The sequence below is a fragment of the Pseudomonas sp. LS2P72 genome (genome assembly GCF_054897865.1).
Window position 1 is genome coordinate 4,693,120 of record NZ_CM142708.1, and the last position, 17,971, is coordinate 4,711,090.

Here is a 17,971-nt window from a genome sequence, read left to right on the forward strand (position 1 = left end):
TTGAATTAGTTGTGCTGCGTGGCTGGGGTTGCGTTGGCTGCGGTCAGGGTTTCGCCCTGGAAGCCGCCGCCCAGCGCCTGCATCAGTTGGATCGACAGGTCGATCTGCTCGGCATTCAGGTTGGCCAGCTGACGCTGGGCCTGGAGCAATTGCTGCTCGATGCTGAGCACGTCCAGGTAATTCCCGATGCCGGAACCGTACCGCTGGACCACAGTGTTGTAAGAATCCTGGGCAATGTCGGTGGCGCGTTGCTGAGCGCCGATCTGCCGGCCGATATCGCGCAATTGGTTGATGGTGTCGCTGACATCGCCCAAGGCTTTCACCAGGCTTTTGTTGTACTGCGCCACCGCGAGGTCGTAATCGGCGTCGCGGGAATCGAGGTCGGCACGCAAGCGGCCACCGTCGAAAATCGGCACAGAAATGGTCGGCGCAATGTTGAAGAAACGACTGGCCGAACCGAACATCGCATCGCCCAGCAACGACTCGGCACCGGCCGCGGCGCTCAGGTTGAGGTTGGGGTAGAACCGGGTTTTGCCGGCGTCGATGTTCTTGCTCGCGGCCTCGACCCGCCAACGCGCGGCCACCAGGTCTGGACGACGACCCAACAACTCGGCCGGCAGCACCGATGGCAACGCGACGGCGCTGGCCTGAAGAATTTTCGGCCGGGCGATTTCGTTGCCGCGATCCGGGCCTTTACCGAGCAAGACGGCCAAAGCGATTTTCGCGCTTTGCAGGCGTTTCTCGGCGTCGATCAGGCTGGCTTCGGACGTGGCTTCCAGACTCTCGGTTTGCTGGAACTGGTACTGACTGTCGATCCCCGAGCTCAGGCGGCGCTGGCTCAGGTCGAGCATTTGTCTGGTGCGTTTGAGGTCTTCACTGGCGAGGTCATAGACGATGTGCGCCTGACCCAGATCGCTGTAAGCGCGAGCCACGTCGGCGGACAAGGTCAGCTGAGCGGCTTGTTGATCGACTTCGGCAGCACGGGCCTGACCGAGCGCGGCTTCCCAGGCATCACGCTGACCGCCCCAGAGGTCGAAGTTGTAATTGAAACTGGCGCCGATGTTGCGCACGGTGGAGTACGCATCGCCCTCGCCCCTCGGGTCTTGATCGCGTGCCAGACGCGAACGGCTGACGCCGGCACTGGCATCGAGGGTGGGCATGCGTGCGGCATCCGCTGCATAAGCGGCGGCGCTGGCCTGGTGGGCGCGGGCGTCGGCGATTTGCATGTCGGGGCTGTCGTGCAGGGCTTCGCGAATCAAGCCGTCGAGCTGTGGGTCGCCGAGGCTTTTCCACCAGTCGCTTTTCGGCCAGGCCGCGGGCGACAGGGTCACGCCGCTGAGGGATTGTCCGGCCTTGAGGGTTTTCGCATCGAGGCTTTTGCCTTCGGTGGTCAGGCCGCTGTAGCTGGCGCAACCGGCCAGGGTCATGGCCGCCAGCACCAGGCTCAGGCCGGTACGCAGGGTTTTACTGCTCATTTGTCACCTACCCGCAGCAACGTGATCGAGTCACCGGCTGCCACCAGAATTTTCTTCAGGATCTGTTCGAGGGTTTTCAACTCCTCTGGGGTGATCGCGCCGGCCAGTTCATTCATGGCATCGGCGCCGATCTCCGGCAGGCGGTCAGTCAACTGCTGGCCTTGTTCGGTCAGCACCAGCTGAACCTGACGGCGATCCGCTTCGGAGCGTTGGCGGGCGAGGAAGCCTTTCTGTTCCAGACGATCGAGCATGCGGGTCATCGAACCGCTGTCCAGCGACAGGTGACGGCACAGCTCGGCCGGGGTATCGACGCCGAACTGGGCCATGATGATCAGCACTTTGAACTGCGCGGCGGTGATGCCGTGGGGTTCCATGTGCGTGTCGATGATCCGGTCCTTGAGCAGCGCGGCGCGCCCGAGCAGGAGGCCGAGATGGCAATTATGGAAATCGTATGAGGTGAAATGTTTCATCTGGCCACCGATTAGCTGCCTAGGCAGAGAATGTATGGCGAGATGTTACTGCCTAGGCAGCGAATGTCAACGCAATAGTTAGGCTGCTTGCTATTTAGTTGATAAATGGCAGCCGTCAGACCGCTATCGCGAGCAGGCTCGCTCCCACAGGTTCGGTGTGATCCCTGTGGGAGCGAGCCTGCTCGCGATAGCGGCCACTCGGTGTGGAGAAAGGACGCGGGTCTAGAAATCCCGCTTGTAGAAGATGTCCAGCGAACTGGCCACGCCGCCCGCCGCTTCGAGGTAGACCTTCTTGCTCAGCTTGTAACGCAAGGCGATGGTGTTGGCCGGTTCGAACACGCCAACGCCATATCGCAGGCTGAGCTTCTCGGAGATATTGCCGCTGGCTACCACGCTGGTGGCGTTGCCGCTGCCCTCGGTGTCGAGCTGGAAGTCCTGAATGCCCAGGTTCTTGGCCAAGCCGCTGGTCACACCGGAACTGCCCATCAAGCCCAACCCCAGCGCCGCTTGGGCGAGCATGTTGTTGTCCTCACCGTTGGTGCTCAACGGACGCCCCAGCACCAGATAGGACAACGCCTGTTCCTGGCTCATCGCCGGCTCGGAGAAGATCTGTGTGGTCGGCTGCTCGGCACTGCCGCTCAGGCGGATGCCGGCGATCACGTCGTCGGTCTGGCGAATCGCTTCGATGTCCAGATACGGCTGGTCGATGGGACCTGCAAACAGCAAACGCGCACGGCGCACGGTCAACCGCTGACCGTAGGCGCGATAACGCCCATCGTTGAGCCAGAGCTCGCCGCGGGTGTCCATGTTGTCGCCGATGTGCACATGACCTTGCAGGTTGGCGGTCAGGCCAAACCCGGCGAAGCTGAGTTTGTCCTGACCGACCACCACATCGATGTCCATCGTCATGGCCATCGGTGGTTTGCCCTCTTCGGTCTGCTGACCGACGATCACCGTGTCATCGGACACCTTGACCGTCGATGGCGGCAACTCGCGCACGGTGATCTCGCCTTTCGGCACCAGCACTTTGCCGGTGATCGCCAGTTTGTCGTCCTTCACCGAAATCTTCAGGTCCGGCGCCATTTCCAGCTTGGCGTACGGCTCGACGGTAACGGGCAATTGCGTGCCTTTGAGCGCCAGATCAACCACCAATGCCTGACCCCAGGCGATGTTGCCGCTCAAGGTGCCCTGCCCGGTCTTGCCGCTTTTCCAGCCGCCGTTCAACTGCACGGTTTCGCCAGCGATCACGGCTTGAAGTTGCAGCGCTTCAAGGTCCATCGGCAATTCAGGCCCGGAAATCTCGCCGTCGCTGAGCAGCAGATTGCCGTTGACCTGCGGCGCCAGCAGCGTACCTGCGAGCGTGCCGCTGCCATTCAAGCGTCCGGTCATCTTCTCGACCATCGGCACAAACGGCCGCGCTACCGACAAGTCCAGTCCATTCAAACGGAAGGAGCCGGTCAGAGGTTTGTCCTTCAGTAACGGATTGATCTGCGCCTGGAGCATAAGCTCACCGAGCTTGCCGCCGACGAAATTGAGGTCAGTGTCGATGCGCTTGGGCGTGAGTTTGCTGTTGAGTTTCAGGGTCTGGTACGGGAAGTCCAGCCACTGATCCTTCTCCTTGATGCGCAACGTGCCGCCGCTGGCATCGATGCTGATCTGGCCGTTCGGGCCGCTGGCCGGCAGGTCCAGTTGCAGGTCGGCGTTGAGCCGGCCCTTCCAGGCGAAATCCTTGGGCAACCACTGCGCGAGGCTGTCGATCGGGAACTGTTTGAGGTGATAACGCAGCTTCGGCTCAGGCATCAGGCGCTGATCCTCACCGCACAGGCTGGCCGGGCCGGACGCCCAGCAATGAGCGCCAAAATTGATCTTGCCGTCCGCCAGCCGTTCAAGCTTCGCCGGACCTTGCAGTTTCCAGTCCTGCCCTCCGGCCTGGATATCGCCGCTGGCCAGCCGCCCACGCCAATTGCCCTGGTCCAGATTGCCGTCGAGGCCGAGCGCGAGTTTCAGCTTCGGCCCTTGCAGGTCGAGGGCGAGTTTCTGGTTTTTGATATCGCCCTGGCCGCTGGCGGTCAGCGTCCCCAGTGACGTCTCACCGGCCTGAATGCCGCTGCCCTTGAGGTCGATTTTCGCGCGCTGCGTGCTGTCGAGAGTGGCGTCCAGATTCAGGCTTTGCAGACGATTGTCTTCGAAGGCCAGTTGCGTGCCTTGCAGCCCGAGCTTGCCTTGCGGGGCCTTGAGGGTACCGGCGACATCGACGCGACCATTGAGCTGACCGCGCAGTTGCGGCCACAACTGAGCCAGGCGCGGCAGCTTGATATCGATCTGGCCGGCGAGTTTCTGTTGCAGGCTGCCCTTGCCGTTGATGCTGTTGTCCCCCAGGCGAATTTGCAGCGCGCTAAGGTTCCATTGTTCACCACCGCCATCGGCGTTGGCCTGGATCACTGCCGGTTGGCCGCGCAGTTTGCCTTTCAGATCGAGATCAGCGGTCAGGCTGAGTTTTTCATTCTTCATCTCGCCCTTGCTGCGCAACGGTCCGGCCAGGGTGCCCGGCAACTCCGCGACCCAGTACGCCGGGTTGATCGCCGACAGGTCCAGCGCGGTGTCCCAGGCAATGCCATCGGCAAATTGCAGGTTCAGGTGCCCTTCGGCCTTGCCCTGCCCGGCTTCGAGTTGAATTTGTTGCAGATAGATTTTCGTCAGGTCGCCGCTGAATGGGCTGGTCAGGCTGAACGCCCCGGCCGGGCCGTCGAGTGCGGCGTTGAAGTTGCCGAGGTATTTACCGTCGGTGTAGGAGACTTCACCGTTGAAGCTGCGCAACGCTACTTCTGGCTCGTCGATCAGTGGATAGAGGCTATGCCACGGGAAATCCAGCCAGTCGATTTTGGCATCGGCACTCAGGCCTTTGCTCCAGTCGAGGTTGCCAGTGAGTTTCAGGCTTTGCTTGTCATTGGCCGTGAGGTTCAACCCGGCGATCTGAGCGCCGTTGGCGTCGACCTTGCCTTGCAGCAACAACGCGACGGGTCCTTTTTCGCCAGGCAACGTGGCTTTGCCGAGCAACTGATAACCGTTTTTCAGGTCGCCGTCGCCGGTGAGTTCCAGTTGGTTGAGTTGCAAGGTGTCCGGCAGATCAACGCCGGGCTTGAAGCCGTCAGCGGTGATCCGCACCTTGGCCGGCAGGTTTTCCACCAGCGGTTGCAGTTCGCCAGTCAATTGCCCGTTGAGGTAACCGCTGCTGTCGGCTTTCAGGTTGAGGGTTTTCAGCAGATCGCCATCGACCTTCAGGGCCAGCGTCCAAGGCCCGGTGCCGGGGGCTGGCAGGGTCAGTTTGCCTTCGGCCTTGAGCGGCCAGTTACCGCTGGGTTGCAGCAGGCCTGAAAGGTTGAGGCTCAGGTCATCCCGTTGCAAATGAACGGAATCGATCTGCAAACCGTTGACCGTCCAGTGCGCCGCCAGTTGCAGGCCCTTGAGTTCTTCGCTGCCGTTGAACAGCAGGCTGCCGACCTGGACGTCGCCCAGCTCGATGGCCAGCGGCAAATCCAGGTCCGGAAGTTCGATCGAACCGCTGCTGTCTTCATCCGTGCCCGGTGGAAATTGCAGGCTGACTTGATCGGCCTTCAATTGCTCGATGCACAGTGCCATGCGCGTCAGGCACAGCGGCGACCAAGCGAAAATGACTTTGCTCAGCTCAACCCGGCTGGCGTCTTGCTGCCATAACACACGGTCGGCGCTCCACTGTCCGCCCAATCGACCCTGATAATTTTCTACGGTCAAACCCGGCACGAACCCCAACGCCCAGCGACTGCCCGTTGCCGTGCCCAGCACTGTGGCCACGGTCAAAACGACCAGCATCAGCAGCGCCAGAATCGCCAGCAGCGTTATTTTCAAACCACGATTCACAGCTCAGGCCCCATGGAAAAGTGCAGTCGAATGCCGCCGTCATCGTCCATCGCATGGGCCAGGTCGAGGCGTATCGGTCCTACAGGAGAAACCCAGCGCACACCGATACCGACACCGGTCTTGAGGTCCGGCAGTTCGAGGGTATTGAAAGAGTTGCCCTGGTCGATGAAGGTCGCGACCCGCCATTTTTCGGCGACGGAGTACTGATACTCGACGCTGCCGGCGATCATGTAACGACCACCGATGCGGTCGCCCTCGGAGTTTTCCGGGGACAGGCTCTGGTAGTCGTAACCACGCACGCTCTGATCGCCACCGGCGAAGAAGCGCAGCGACGGCGGCACCGATTTGTAGCCATTGGTGGCGCTGCCACCAACCTGCACCCGACCGAGGAAGCGGTGCTTGTCGAAGACCGTGGTCAAGCCTTTCACCAACGCGGTGCCGTACAGCAGGTTGGTGTCGGAGCCCAAACCTTCTTTCGCCACTTTGGTCTCGAATTCCAGGCGATAACCGTTGTGCGGGTCGATGCGGTTATCACTTTTAAGGTAGGAATAGCTGACGCCAGGCATCAGCAACGTGCTGAGCCCCGAGTCGTCGCCGAGCCTGTATTCCTCGCGCTGCCACTTGAGCGACACCACTCGCTGCCAACCGCTGGGCAGCTTGCTGTGCCACTCGGGGCCGACGGTCAGCAGTTTGCTGAGGGAGTCCTTGTCGGCGATTTCTTCGTTCTGATAACCCCCGGCGAACCGCAGCTTGTCGGTCAGCGGCGGGTCCAGGGGAATGTCATAGAACACACCGACGTTCTGCCGAGGCGCGGAAACTTCGGTCTCCCAGCCATAGCTGTGCCCTTGAGGGTTGACCCAGTGCCGGGTCCAGTTGGCCTTGACCCGTGGGCCGACGTCGGTGGAATAACCCAGTCCCAGGCCCATGGTCCGTGGTTTACGGGTTTCGAGTTTGACGTCGACCGGGATCACGTCGTTCCTGGACGCCGTCGGCGCCGCATCCACCCTCACGCTTTCGAAATAGCCGCTCGATTGCATGGCCTGACTGAGCTCGGCGATCAATTCGGAGTCATAAGGTGCGCCCGCCTTGAAGGGCACCATGCGTTGCAGCAGGTCCTCGTCGAACGGCGTGTCACCTTCGAAACTGACCTTGCCCAGTGAATAACGCGGGCCGCTGTTGTAGATCAGTTCGATGTCGGCGACGCCGGCTCGCGGGTCGACCAACAATTTCTGGCTGCTGAAATGACCACTGAAAAAGCCATAGCGCGAGCCCTGATTCTGAATCAGGCGCTTGGCGTCTTCGTAATGGCCATGGTTGAGCACGGCGCCGGTCTTCAGCGCATCGCTTTTGGGTACACGGAAGGATTTGAGGGAGGCGGCCGGGCCGTCGATGCGAATAGTGACATTGCGCAAATGCACCGGCTCGCCGGGATCAATGTTCAGCACCAGGCGCGGCGTCTTGCCGCCCTTCACATCCGAGTCGATCTGCGGCTGGTAATAACCCAAGGCCTGGGCAGCCTTGCGCGCCTGTTCTTCGGCGCCACGACTGAAGCGCAGCAAGGCCTCTTCGTCTCGATCGCCGAGGCTGCCGATATAGCCCTCTATATTGGCTTTCAGTTCATCGTTGGACGGTTTGATCCGCACATCCAATTCACTTTGCGCCAGCGCCGCGCAGCTGGTAATCAGCATCAGCACGCCGCTGGTAATTCTTCCTGGAAACTTCATAGGCGCGGATGCTATCACGAGCTTGGGAGCGTGATAGAGCCTTGCATGCGGGGAAAGTTCTACCTTTATGCCCTTGCTGTTTGTAACACCTGCGGATTGGCATGGAAAAACACGTGCTCGCGAATCGGTCCTACGGCGACCTCACCGATTTCCTCATAGCCCTGACGCTTATAGAACTCCAGATAACGAGGATTCCCGGTATCGAGGATTACGCCCTCGGAGTGCTCATCCACCGCGCACCAGTTGTGCACCGCTTGCAGCAATTGTTCGCCAAAGTGTTGGCCCTGAAATTGCGGATGAACCCCCAGCAACGGCAGCAGGTGTACCGAATCGGACGGCACGCAAGCCATCACGGCATCGTGATACTCGAGATAGCGTCGGGTGCAGCGAAACCCGGTGCTGAGCACCATGCGCAGACGCCAGGCCCAACTCTCTGTGATGCCAAGGCGACGTTGCGGCGGCGCGATCAACGCGATGCCGATCAACCGGTCGTTGACCAACAGGCCGATGGCCGGCAAGTCCTGAAGAAAGTGTTGTTTGACCAGTTCGCGCACGGTGGCGCGGACCCGCTGTTCATAACCGGGACGCTCCGCTTCGAACAGGTAGCCGAACGTCGGCTCATGCCGATAAGCCTGGTACAACAACGAACGTGCTTCGCGGGAATAGCCGCTGTCGAGCATGTGAATATCGGCGATGACGGTCGAGGTTTCGGGCATGACGGTAGTTCTCCCCTGGCACAGGTCAAATGACTGCGCTCTTCTGGTTACGAGCCTATCGCGCTGGCACAGTTCCTTGCTGATCCGAATCAGTGTTGGTTGTGATGCCGCCATCGCGAGCAGGCTCGCTCCCACAAGGTATAGACCAGACTCATTACCTGTGGGAGCGAGCCTGCTCGCGAAGAGGCCCTAACTGCCAATAAAGATCTGACAGAACACAGTGAATCCCCTCACCCCACACTGGCCCCATTCCTACATGTCAGCTAGCATCGCCCTTTTGCCAGGACTGCCGACCATGAAGATCGTCTCCTTCAACATCAACGGGCTGCGCGCTCGCCCGCATCAGCTGGCGGCGCTGATTGAAAAGCATCAGCCAGACGTGATCGGCTTGCAGGAAACCAAGGTTCACGACGACCAATTCCCGCTGGCCGAGGTTCAGGCACTGGGCTATCACGTGTATTTCCACGGTCAAAAAGGTCATTACGGCGTGGCCCTGCTCTCGCGTCAGGAACCTATCGCGCTGCACAAAGGTTTCGCCACCGATGAAGAAGACGCTCAGCGCCGCTTCATCTGGGGTTCGTTCGCCGACGCCAATGGCGTGCCGGTGACCATCATGAACGGCTATTTCCCACAGGGCGAAAGCCGCGATCACCCGACCAAGTTCCCGGCCAAGGAACGCTTTTACGGCGATCTGCAGCAACTGCTGGAAAGCCAGTTCAGCAACGATCAGCCGGTGGTGGTGATGGGCGACGTGAACATTTCTCCGGAAGACTGCGACATCGGTATCGGCCCGGACAACATGAAACGCTGGTTGAAAACCGGTAAATGCAGCTTCCTGCCGGAAGAGCGCGAGTGGATGGCCCGCTTGAAGAACTGGGGCCTGGTGGACAGCTTCCGTCACTTGAACCCGGAAGTGGCCGACCGTTTCAGCTGGTTCGACTACCGTAGCCGCGGTTTTGAGGATGTGCCCAAGCGTGGGCTGCGGATTGACTTGATCATGGCGTCCCATGGGTTGTTGCCACGCGTGAAGGATGCGGGTGTGGATTACGAACTGCGCGGGATGGAAAAACCATCGGATCATGCGCCGATCTGGCTTGAACTGAGCTGATCCCTACCTGTCGACACAGATCAACTGTGGGAGCGAGCCTGCTCGCGATAGCGGTGTGTCATTCGATATTGATGTCGACTGACACACCGCTATCGCGAGCAGGCTCGCTCCCACAATGTCGATAACTGTCATCTTTCAGAAACCTTACTGACTTATTCTCCCGGCACTTCCTTTGGCTTTATAGGGTGCCGGCATGACGCTGCGTGTGTTGTTCCTGTTGATGCTGTGCGCCGGGCTGCCGCTGACGGCGTCGGCTGGCGCGTTGCCGATGCCCGAGTCAGGCCCGGTGCTGCGCATCCAGGGTTCCAACACCATTGGCGCGGCGTTGGGCCCGGCGCTGGTTGAGGGGTTGATGCGCGAACAGGGCCTGCTCAAGGTTCACAGCGAGGCCCCGGACAAAGCCAACGAACTGCGCGTCATCGGCGAAACCGTTCAGGGCCGACGGGTCGCGGTGGACATCGCGGCCCACGGGTCCAGCACCGGTTTCGCCGCCCTGAAAACCGCCACCGCCGACCTCGCCGCCTCCTCGCGCCCGATCAAGGACAGCGAACGGACAGACCTTGCACGCCTGGGCGACTTCAAAAGCCCCGGCGCCGAACAGGTCATCGCCATCGATGGCCTGGCGATCATTCTTCATCCGCAAAATCCGTTGAGCGAACTGAACACTGAACAACTGGCGCGAATCTTCAGCGGCGAGGCAAAAACCTGGGAAGAACTTGGCGGCAATGGTGGGACGATTCACCTCTATGCGCGGGATGATCAATCGGGCACCTACGACACGTTCAAGGAATTGGTCCTCAGCCGTCGTGGAAAAACGCTGAGCAGCGCTGCGAAACGTTTCGAATCCAGCGAGCAATTGTCCGACGCGGTCAGCCTCGACCCGCAAGGTATCGGCTTCATCGGCCTGCCTTACGTGCGTCAGGCCAAAGCCGTGGCGATTGCCGATGGCCAATCCCAAGCCATGCTGCCGCTCAACAACCTGATTGCCACGGAAGACTATCCGTTGTCCCGCCGGCTGTTCTTTTATCTGCCGCCCGATGGGAGAAATCCCTGGGCCGAAGCATTGGTGGCGTTCGCCCAAAGCAGCAAGGGTCAGGCGATTGTCGCGGCCAATGGTTTTATCGCCCAGACCGTCCAGGCCATGACGGTCACGCCGAATGCATTGATGCCGGAGGGTTATCAGGCACTCAGTCGCCACGCCCAGCGCCTGACAGTGAATTTTCGTTTCGAGGAAGGCAGTGCGACGCTGGACAACAAGGCCCGGCAGGACCTGTGGCGGGTGCTCGACTATATAAAGCAGCACGAGAAAACCAATCGGCAGGTGACGCTGGTGGGGTTTGGCGACGCCAAGAGTGATCCGGCGCGTGCCGATCTGCTGTCGAAACTGCGCGCCATGGCGGTACGGCGCGAACTGGTGAAAAGCGGCGTGGTGTTTCGCGAGATTCGTGGTTTTGGCGCTGAAATGCCGGTGGCGGCCAATAGCGCGGATGAGGGGCGAATCAAGAATCGGCGGGTTGAGGTGTGGGTGTATTGATGGTGTGTGTGTAGCAGCTGTCGAGCCTGCGAGGCTGCGTTCGGCGGCGAAGCCGTCGTGAAATCAGGCGATGCGGTGTTTCAGGGAGACCGCACATACAGGTTTTACGACTGCTGCGTCCGAACGCGGCCCGAGCCGAACGCAGCCTCGCAGGCTCGACAGCTGCTACATGGCTGATACACGGAGGAGATCAGCCAAGCAGATTCTGCAACTGCGCCGTGGTGTCCACCGCGCCCATGGTCTTGGCGGCATCCAGCGCAGAGACGCCATTGGCATCCTTGGCTTTCGGGTCGGCGCCTTTGCTGATCAGGTAGTCGACGATTTCGACGCGATTGAACATCGCCGCCATCATCAGCGCAGTACGACCGTCGAAGGACGACCCTTCCACTTGCGCACCGCCTTCAACCAGTGCCTTCACCACCGCCAGGTCACCTTTGAACGCCGCGCCGGCAATCGGGCTCTGGCCGTTGTCGTTGCGGATTTCCGGATCGGCCTTGTGTTCGAGCAGGACTTTTACCGTCTCCACATGGCCGTGGTAAGCGGCCAACATCAGCAAGGTGTCGCCCTTGTGGTTACGCAGGTTCGGCGGCAGGCCCTTGGTCAACAGCGCTGCCATCATGGCTGCATCGCCCTCGCGCGCCTTGTTGAATACCTGTTCGGCAAATTCAGCGGCTTCTTCGGGGGACATCTGGCGGCTTTGGTCTGACATTGGGCACTCCACGTTCGGTTATTCGCAAAGCCGACAGTTTCCCGAGCAGCCCCGAGGCTGTCACTTCTTTTTTCTCATGGACGGCCATAGCCACATTCAATAGCGCTGCATTCAATAACGAAAAGCGCCGCCGTGAATATCCGCCAGCAACTGCGGAGTGACCTGCACGTAAGTCTGGGTTCCCGGCAGCCAGGCGTAGATCGGATCATCGCCGGTTTTGCCGGGGTCGAAGGCTTCGTCCTTGAGGCGGGTCTTCTGATACTTGAAGGTGCCGGTGGTCTCCATTTTCACTTTCACTCGCAGGAACAGCGGCACCGCATAAGCAGGCATTTGTTCACGGGCGAAAGCCAGCAGCTCACTGAAGTCCAGGGTCGCCAGGGACTCGGCTGGCGTAATCGCCGCCATCCCCGCGCGCCCGTTGGTGTTGCGGATTTCCACGCCGTAGGCCACCGCTTCGGAAATATTCGGGTGTTGCAGAAGGATGTTTTCGACCTCGGTGGTCGAGACGTTTTCACCCTTCCAGCGGAAGGTATCTCCCAAACGGTCAACAAACTGTGCATGACCGAAACCGATGTTGCGCAGCAGGTCACCGGTATTGAAGTAACGGTCGCCCTTTTCGAACACGTCGTGCAGCACAACCTTTTCGGTCTTCTGCGGATCGGTGTAGCCATCCAGCGGCGCCTTGTCGTCGATCTTCGCCAGCAACAGTCCCTGCTCGCCTTTGGCAACCTTGCGCATAAAGCCCTGGGCATCCCGAATCGGCGCGCCGCTATCGTGGTCGTAGGCCGCCAACTCCCATGACATCAGGGAAAAACCGACGGTGTTATCAAAGTTGAGGATGTTGGTGAAACCAATGTTGCCGTCGCTGGCGGCGTAGAGCTCGCAGATGTGGTTCACCCCGAATCGCGTCTTGAACTCGCCCCACGCGCCGGGGCGCAGGCCATTGCCGATCATCTTCGTCACGCTGTGCTTGCTGTCGTCGGCGCTGGGCGGTTGATCCACGAGGTAGCGGCACAATTCACCGACGTAGCCGAGGGTGGTGGCGCGGTACTTGCGCACGTCGTTCCAGAATTGACTGGCGCTGAACTTGCGGCGAATGGCAAAGCCCGAGGCGCCACTGATCGCCGAGCCCCAGCACACGCACAGCCCGGTGGCGTGATAGAGCGGCAAAGTGCAATAGACGACATCCTCCGGGCGCATATCCAAGGCGATCAGCCCGAAGCTTGCGGAGCTGCGCATCCAGCGGCCGTGCTTGAACACCCCGGCCTTGGGTAAGCCAGTGGTGCCCGAGGTGTAGATATAGAAACAAGGGTCGTCGAAAAAAACCTGCTGACTGCTGGCGGGGTTGGCGCTGGAGCTGTCGGCACTGGCGGTCATCAGGTTGATGAACCCGTCGGGCGCAATGCCCGGGTGGCTGAAGGTGTCTCGATCAGCGACGAACCAGGTGCGCGCCGCGTCGATCGACACCCTTTCGCGGACCGCCGAAAACGCCGGGACCAGCTCTTGTCCGACGATGATCGCCGCGGGTGCTACCAGGTTCAGGCTGTGAGCCAGGGTATCGCGGGTCTGCGACGTATTGAGCAACGCACTGACCGCGCCGACCTTGGCCACCGCCAGAATCGTCACCAGCAGCTCCGGGCGATTCTCGATAAAGACCGCCACCACATCGCCCTTGCGGATGCCTTGGGCAATCAGATGATGGGCAATGCGATTGGCCCATTGGTTGACCTGAAAATAAGTCAGCGCCACCTCGTTCTGCAGCAATGCCGGGCCATCGGGATTGCGCAACGTCGCTTGCTCGAAGCTCCAGCCCAGGCCGCACGGTTGGGTCGGGTCCTTGACGTTGGCGGCTTTCATGCCCTTCACCACGCGAGGAATGGCTTTGGCAATGGAAGGCAGCTTGCGGAGCATCATGCCCCAGGTAATCGTGTCGTGCGGCGTGCGGCTCATGGTTGCTCCCGGTCGATCTTTTTATTGTTCGGGCGGCGTTGATTGAGGCCGAAAATACGTCAGCGGTTCCTGAGCTGTACACGCGGTTTTTGAAATGATTTGTATCCACGGCTGCGGCATTCGATCTCGTGAGCTTGCGCCGGGCAAATGGTTCCATTGAATCGATGTCGACCACGCAAAATGCAGGATGCACGATGGCCATTCATGCAGATTGCACGAAAGCGAAAAACCATAAGAAATTAACTTATTGATTTATAAGGATTTTAAAAAAATCAGATGCTGGCACAATCACTGCAACTACCTCTGCATGCTTGCCATTCACGAGCTAACGGAGCTGATAGACATGAACCTGATCCAAGAAAAATTTTCGTCCCTGTTCTCCAACTTCGAAGTGACCACCCAGCCGCGTCCTGATGGTGGCATTCTGCTGACCTTGAGCAACACCGACGGCAAAGTCTTCAAACGTTCGATTTCCTACCAGCAATTACATGCTGGCGATCAGCTGTCCTGGGTGATCAGTGCCATCCGCCGTGACATCGCCGAACAGGCCAGCGAACTGCCGCAGATTTCCATGCTGCAAAGCCAGCAGCGGTTTGCCCTGCCGACGTATCACTCGGTTTAAACCGTTCCAGAGCTGTAAACAAACAGGCCGTGAAAGCTTTCGCTTCACGGCCTGTTTTGTTTCTGAAATTGCACCAGTCCCTGAACCCTGTAGGAGCTGAGCTTGCTCGCGATGGCGGTGTATCAGGCGACATTAGTGCTGACTGACACGCCGCCATCGCGAGCAAGCTCAGCTCCTACAGGGTTATGTGGTTATAGGGTCGAAGGATCGATCCGCGCAAAACTGCGTTCGGCTCGTTGGTATCCCGGCGAACGGCGACCAGATGCTCGGCAACATCCGCACGCGCGGCGTTATGGCGAACAAAATCCGGCAAGTGTTTGGCCGCGTAGGGAAACAGCACGTCGAACACTAAACTCACCGCGCTCGTAGTGCCTTCGATGTCGGTGAGAATCGCTTTGATCGCCATCGCCTCAGTCCTCAAGACGCGGGAAGCGACTGGCAATGTCGTCGCCGGTGAAATTGGCCACCCAGCCTTCGGCGTTGTTGAACAGACGGATCGCGACGAAATGCGGATGCTCGCCCATGTCGAACCAGTGCGGGGTGCCGGCCGGTACCGAGATCAGGTCGTTTTTCTCACAAAGCACCGCGTAGACGTAATCGTCGATGTGCAGGGTGAACAAGCCACGGCCGGCGACGAAAAATCGTACCTCGTCTTCGCCATGACGATGTTCGTCGAGAAACCTGGCGCGCAATTCGGCTTTTTGCGGGTGATCGCTGTTCAGGCTGATCACATCGACGGTGATGTAACCGCGTTCGGTCATCAGCTTGTCGATTTGCTCCTGATACGCGGCGATCACTTCTTCCTGACTGGCGCCGGGCTGGATTTTCGCCGTGGCTTGCCAACGGTCGAAACGCACGCCCTGTTCAGCCAGGGTCGAGGCGATGTCTTCAAAATGCGTCAGCACCTTGTTTGGCAAATCAGGGCTTGAGACGTGGTAAACGGACAGGCTGCTCATCAGGGCAACTCCTTAGCGGTTCATGCTTTATGGTTCGAGAGCGAGCGCACCTTCAACTCGCACTCGAACAAAAATTCAAAGGCCTCGATCTGCCGCAGCGCGTCGCTCATGCGCGCACCCCAGGTGTAGAGACCGTGGCCGCGGATCAGGTAGCCGACGCAATCGGGATGCGCCTCGCCGCCAAGGCTGCACCTTGGCGGCGAGGCGCGCAATGTCCTGATCGTTGTCGAAAATCGGCACACGGCGCCGGGAGATCGGCGCGGTGCTGCACACGCATTCGGTGAATGCCACGGTGCTGTCGCGCCTGACACCGCAAGACTTCATTGATTTCCCGGGCGAGGTGCTCACGGGTAAGGCTCATGGCCGATCCTCTTGCATACGTGTGGCAATGATAACGGCTGCCGCGAAGGCTGCGAGGCTGGCAATACTAAAGGTCAATGCGGGGCCGAGGGCATTCCAGCTGTAGCCGGAATACAACGCGCCCAGTGCGCCGCCGGTGCCGGCCAGTGCGGCGTATAACGCCTGGCCCTGCCCTTGTTGGCGCGCGCCGAAACTACGTTGCACGAACTGGATGGCAGCCGCGTGAAAGCTGCCGAATGTCGCCGCGTGCAGCACTTGGGCAAACAACAGCACCCAAAGGAATTCAGCAAACGAACCAAGCAACAACCAACGCAACGCCGCCAGCAGAAAACTCGCCAGCAACACCCGACGCACGGAGAAACGCGCGAGGATCTTGCTCATGGCCAGAAACATCAAGACTTCGGCGACCACACCGACCGCCCAGAGCACGCCGATCAGCCCTCGGCTGTACCCGAGTCGCTCCAGATGCAAGGTCAGAAAGGTGTAATAAGGACCGTGGCTCATCTGCATCAGCGCCACGCAACCGTAAAACGCCAGCACCCCGGGATTGCGCAATTGCTTGAGAAACCCATCACCCGCAATTCGATTGCCCTGAGCCGGTTGGGCATTTGGCACCCACACACTGCTGACCACGATTCCGGCCATGATCAGTACCAACGCCAGCGGATAGATATCCAGGCTCAACCCTTCGAACAACCGGCCAAGCGCGACCACGGTGATGATAAAACCGATGGAGCCCCACAGGCGGATCTGGCTGTAACGGTTAGTCTGGCCCTGCAAGTGCGCCAACGTGATGACTTCGAACTGCGGCAACACCGCGTGCCAGAAAAACGCGTGCAAGGCCATGACCATTGCCAGCCAGGCGTAGGTCTTGCTGACAAAGATCAGCGAAAACGTCAGCAGCGTGCACACCGCGCCAAAGCGCACGATGGCCAGGCGTCGACCGGTGTAGTCCCCGAGCCAGCCCCAGATATTCGGCGCCACACAGCGCATCAGCATCGGGATCGCCACCAGCTCGCCGATGCGCGCGCTGGAAAAGCCCAAGTGATCGAAGTACAGCGCCAGAAACGGCGCTGTCGAACCGAGCAAGGCGAAATAGAACAGATAGAAACTGGAGAGCCGCCAGTACGGGAGCGCCGACACAGCCATCAGACCGCAGCGGCGTTGAGGCTCTGTACGAGAACTGCCTGCGCGACGATCATGCTGCGTTAAAAACAGGCTCGCAATGCTCATGTAGGTCCCTACACTCCGCTTGCTCGCCTGTTTTTGCCTTGCCTGATCGCCGCTCGGCGAGTTTTCGTACAGACCCAAGGTCAGACATTAAAGCTGACCCAGCACCGGCGTGCTCACGCGCACGTCCAGGTTCTGCCCGCGGTGACGCAACAGGTGATCCATCAGCACGATGGCCATCATCGCTTCGGCGATCGGTGTAGCGCGGATGCCGACGCACGGGTCATGACGACCCTTGGTGACGACTTCCACCGGGTTGCCATGGATGTCGATGGAACGGCCCGGCGTGGTGATGCTTGAGGTTGGCTTGAGCGCCAGGTGCGCGACGATCGGCTGTCCCGACGAAATGCCACCCAAAATGCCGCCCGCGTTGTTGCTGAGAAAACCTTGCGGGGTCATTTCATCGCGGTGTTCAGTACCGCGTTGGGCAACGCTGGCGAAACCGGCGCCGATTTCCACGCCTTTGACCGCGTTGATGCTCATCAGCGCGTGAGCGAGTTCGGCATCGAGACGGTCGAAGATCGGCTCGCCAAGGCCCGGCATTACGCCTTCAGCGACTACGGTGATCTTCGCGCCAACCGAATCCTGGTCGCGACGCAACTGGTCCATGTAGGCTTCCAACTCCGGGACCTTGTCCGGATCAGGGCTGAAGAAAGCGTTCTCTTCTACCGAATCCCAGGTCTTGAACGGGATTTCGATCGGGCCGAGCTGACTCATGTAGCCACGAATGACGATGCCCTGAGTGGCCAGGTATTTTTTCGCAATCGCCCCGGCGGCCACGCGCATGGCCGTTTCGCGGGCAGAACTGCGACCGCCACCGCGGTAATCGCGCTCGCCGTATTTGTGGTGATAGGTGTAGTCGGCGTGGGCCGGGCGGAACAAATCCTTGATCGCCGAGTAATCCTTGGACTTCTGGTCGGTGTTGCGAATCAACAGGCCGATGGAGCAACCGGTGGTGCGCCCTTCGAACACGCCGGAGAGGATTTCGACTTCGTCGGCTTCCTGGCGCTGGGTGGTGTGGCGGCTGGTGCCGGGTTTGCGGCGATCCAGGTCACGCTGCAGATCCTCCAGGGAGATCTCCAGGCCCGGCGGGCAGCCGTCGACAATGGCGACCAACGCCGGACCATGGCTTTCGCCCGCGGTGGTGACAGTGAACAGCTTGCCGTAGGTATTGCCGGACATGCAGGACGCTCCGTGAATTCAAACCAAATACGTAATGC

The 17,971-nt window shown here is 60.0% G+C and carries 13 protein-coding genes and 3 pseudogenes; 4 read left to right on the forward strand and 12 right to left on the reverse strand.

Features of this window, described 5'->3' with window-relative positions:
* Positions 1-5 precede the first annotated feature (5 nt).
* The 5 genes from ACYZUA_RS21555 to ACYZUA_RS21575 all read right to left on the reverse strand — a co-directional run bounded on the left by ACYZUA_RS21555 (position 6) and on the right by ACYZUA_RS21575 (position 8,282).
* Positions 6-1,475, reverse strand: coding sequence for an efflux transporter outer membrane subunit (locus ACYZUA_RS21555; protein ID WP_461960528.1), 1,470 nt, complete (start codon positions 1,473-1,475; stop codon positions 6-8).
* Positions 1,472-1,945, reverse strand: coding sequence for a MarR family winged helix-turn-helix transcriptional regulator (locus tag ACYZUA_RS21560; RefSeq protein WP_461960529.1), 474 nt, complete (start codon positions 1,943-1,945; stop codon positions 1,472-1,474). Before ACYZUA_RS21560 ends, ACYZUA_RS21555 begins: the two co-directional genes overlap by 4 nt.
* Positions 1,946-2,167: 222 nt before the next feature.
* Positions 2,168-5,842, reverse strand: a complete 3,675-nt coding sequence (locus ACYZUA_RS21565; protein WP_461960530.1) for a translocation/assembly module TamB domain-containing protein — start codon at positions 5,840-5,842, stop codon at positions 2,168-2,170.
* Positions 5,839-7,566 carry an autotransporter assembly complex protein TamA gene (locus ACYZUA_RS21570; RefSeq protein ID WP_461960531.1) on the reverse strand — a complete coding sequence of 576 codons (1,728 nt, stop codon included), beginning with the start codon at positions 7,564-7,566 and terminating at the stop codon, positions 5,839-5,841. Before ACYZUA_RS21570 ends, ACYZUA_RS21565 begins: the two co-directional genes overlap by 4 nt.
* A gap of 65 nt (positions 7,567-7,631) precedes the next feature.
* Positions 7,632-8,282: a GNAT family N-acetyltransferase gene (locus tag ACYZUA_RS21575; protein WP_461960532.1), complete on the reverse strand. Its 651-nt coding sequence runs from the start codon at positions 8,280-8,282 to the stop codon at positions 7,632-7,634.
* A gap of 295 nt (positions 8,283-8,577) precedes the next feature.
* Between ACYZUA_RS21575 and xthA the strand changes: the two genes are divergently transcribed.
* Together xthA and ACYZUA_RS21585 are read left to right on the forward strand one after the other, a co-directional pair.
* Positions 8,578-9,390 (forward strand): exodeoxyribonuclease III, encoded by an 813-nt coding sequence (xthA, locus tag ACYZUA_RS21580; RefSeq protein ID WP_461960533.1) that lies wholly within the window; start codon positions 8,578-8,580, stop codon positions 9,388-9,390.
* Between the two features lie 193 nt (positions 9,391-9,583).
* Positions 9,584-10,924: a substrate-binding domain-containing protein gene (locus ACYZUA_RS21585; protein WP_461960534.1), complete on the forward strand. Its 1,341-nt coding sequence runs from the start codon at positions 9,584-9,586 to the stop codon at positions 10,922-10,924.
* Positions 10,925-11,114: 190 nt separating this feature from the next.
* On the opposite strand, the gene ACYZUA_RS21590 is transcribed toward ACYZUA_RS21585, so the two are convergent.
* Together ACYZUA_RS21590 and ACYZUA_RS21595 are read right to left on the reverse strand one after the other, a co-directional pair.
* Positions 11,115-11,633, reverse strand: a complete 519-nt coding sequence (locus ACYZUA_RS21590) for an ankyrin repeat domain-containing protein (protein ID WP_461960535.1) — start codon at positions 11,631-11,633, stop codon at positions 11,115-11,117.
* A gap of 111 nt (positions 11,634-11,744) precedes the next feature.
* Positions 11,745-13,583 (reverse strand): long-chain-acyl-CoA synthetase, encoded by a 1,839-nt coding sequence (locus ACYZUA_RS21595; protein ID WP_461960536.1) that lies wholly within the window; start codon positions 13,581-13,583, stop codon positions 11,745-11,747.
* Between the two features lie 343 nt (positions 13,584-13,926).
* On the opposite strand from ACYZUA_RS21595, the gene ACYZUA_RS21600 reads away from it, so the two are divergent.
* Positions 13,927-14,205, forward strand: a complete 279-nt coding sequence (locus ACYZUA_RS21600) for a DUF3509 domain-containing protein (RefSeq protein WP_150656299.1) — start codon at positions 13,927-13,929, stop codon at positions 14,203-14,205.
* A gap of 222 nt (positions 14,206-14,427) precedes the next feature.
* Here ACYZUA_RS21600 and ACYZUA_RS21605 read toward each other — a convergent pair.
* From ACYZUA_RS21605 to ACYZUA_RS21615, 3 genes and pseudogenes are all read right to left on the reverse strand, one after another.
* A pseudogene (locus tag ACYZUA_RS21605) lies at positions 14,428-14,611 on the reverse strand (acireductone synthase); the annotation flags it as partial.
* Between the two features lie 4 nt (positions 14,612-14,615).
* A complete protein-coding gene (locus tag ACYZUA_RS21610; protein WP_461960537.1) occupies positions 14,616-15,161 on the reverse strand; it encodes a 1,2-dihydroxy-3-keto-5-methylthiopentene dioxygenase in 546 nt (181 codons plus the stop codon).
* 20 nt (positions 15,162-15,181) lie between these two features.
* Positions 15,182-15,401 (reverse strand): annotated as a pseudogene (locus ACYZUA_RS21615) (class II aldolase/adducin family protein); the annotation flags it as partial.
* Positions 15,402-15,405: 4 nt separating this feature from the next.
* Between ACYZUA_RS21615 and ACYZUA_RS21620 the strand changes: the two are divergent.
* Positions 15,406-15,493: pseudogene (locus ACYZUA_RS21620) on the forward strand (class II aldolase/adducin family protein); the annotation flags it as partial.
* A gap of 25 nt (positions 15,494-15,518) precedes the next feature.
* Here ACYZUA_RS21620 and ACYZUA_RS21625 read toward each other — a convergent pair.
* Together ACYZUA_RS21625 and aroC are read right to left on the reverse strand one after the other, a co-directional pair.
* Positions 15,519-16,670 (reverse strand): MFS transporter, encoded by a 1,152-nt coding sequence (locus ACYZUA_RS21625; protein ID WP_461964073.1) that lies wholly within the window; start codon positions 16,668-16,670, stop codon positions 15,519-15,521.
* A 171-nt stretch (positions 16,671-16,841) separates the two neighbouring features.
* On the reverse strand, positions 16,842-17,933 hold the full coding sequence (aroC, locus tag ACYZUA_RS21630) for a chorismate synthase (RefSeq protein WP_008146116.1): 1,092 nt from the start codon (positions 17,931-17,933) through the stop codon (positions 16,842-16,844).
* Between the last annotated feature and the right edge of the window lie 38 nt (positions 17,934-17,971).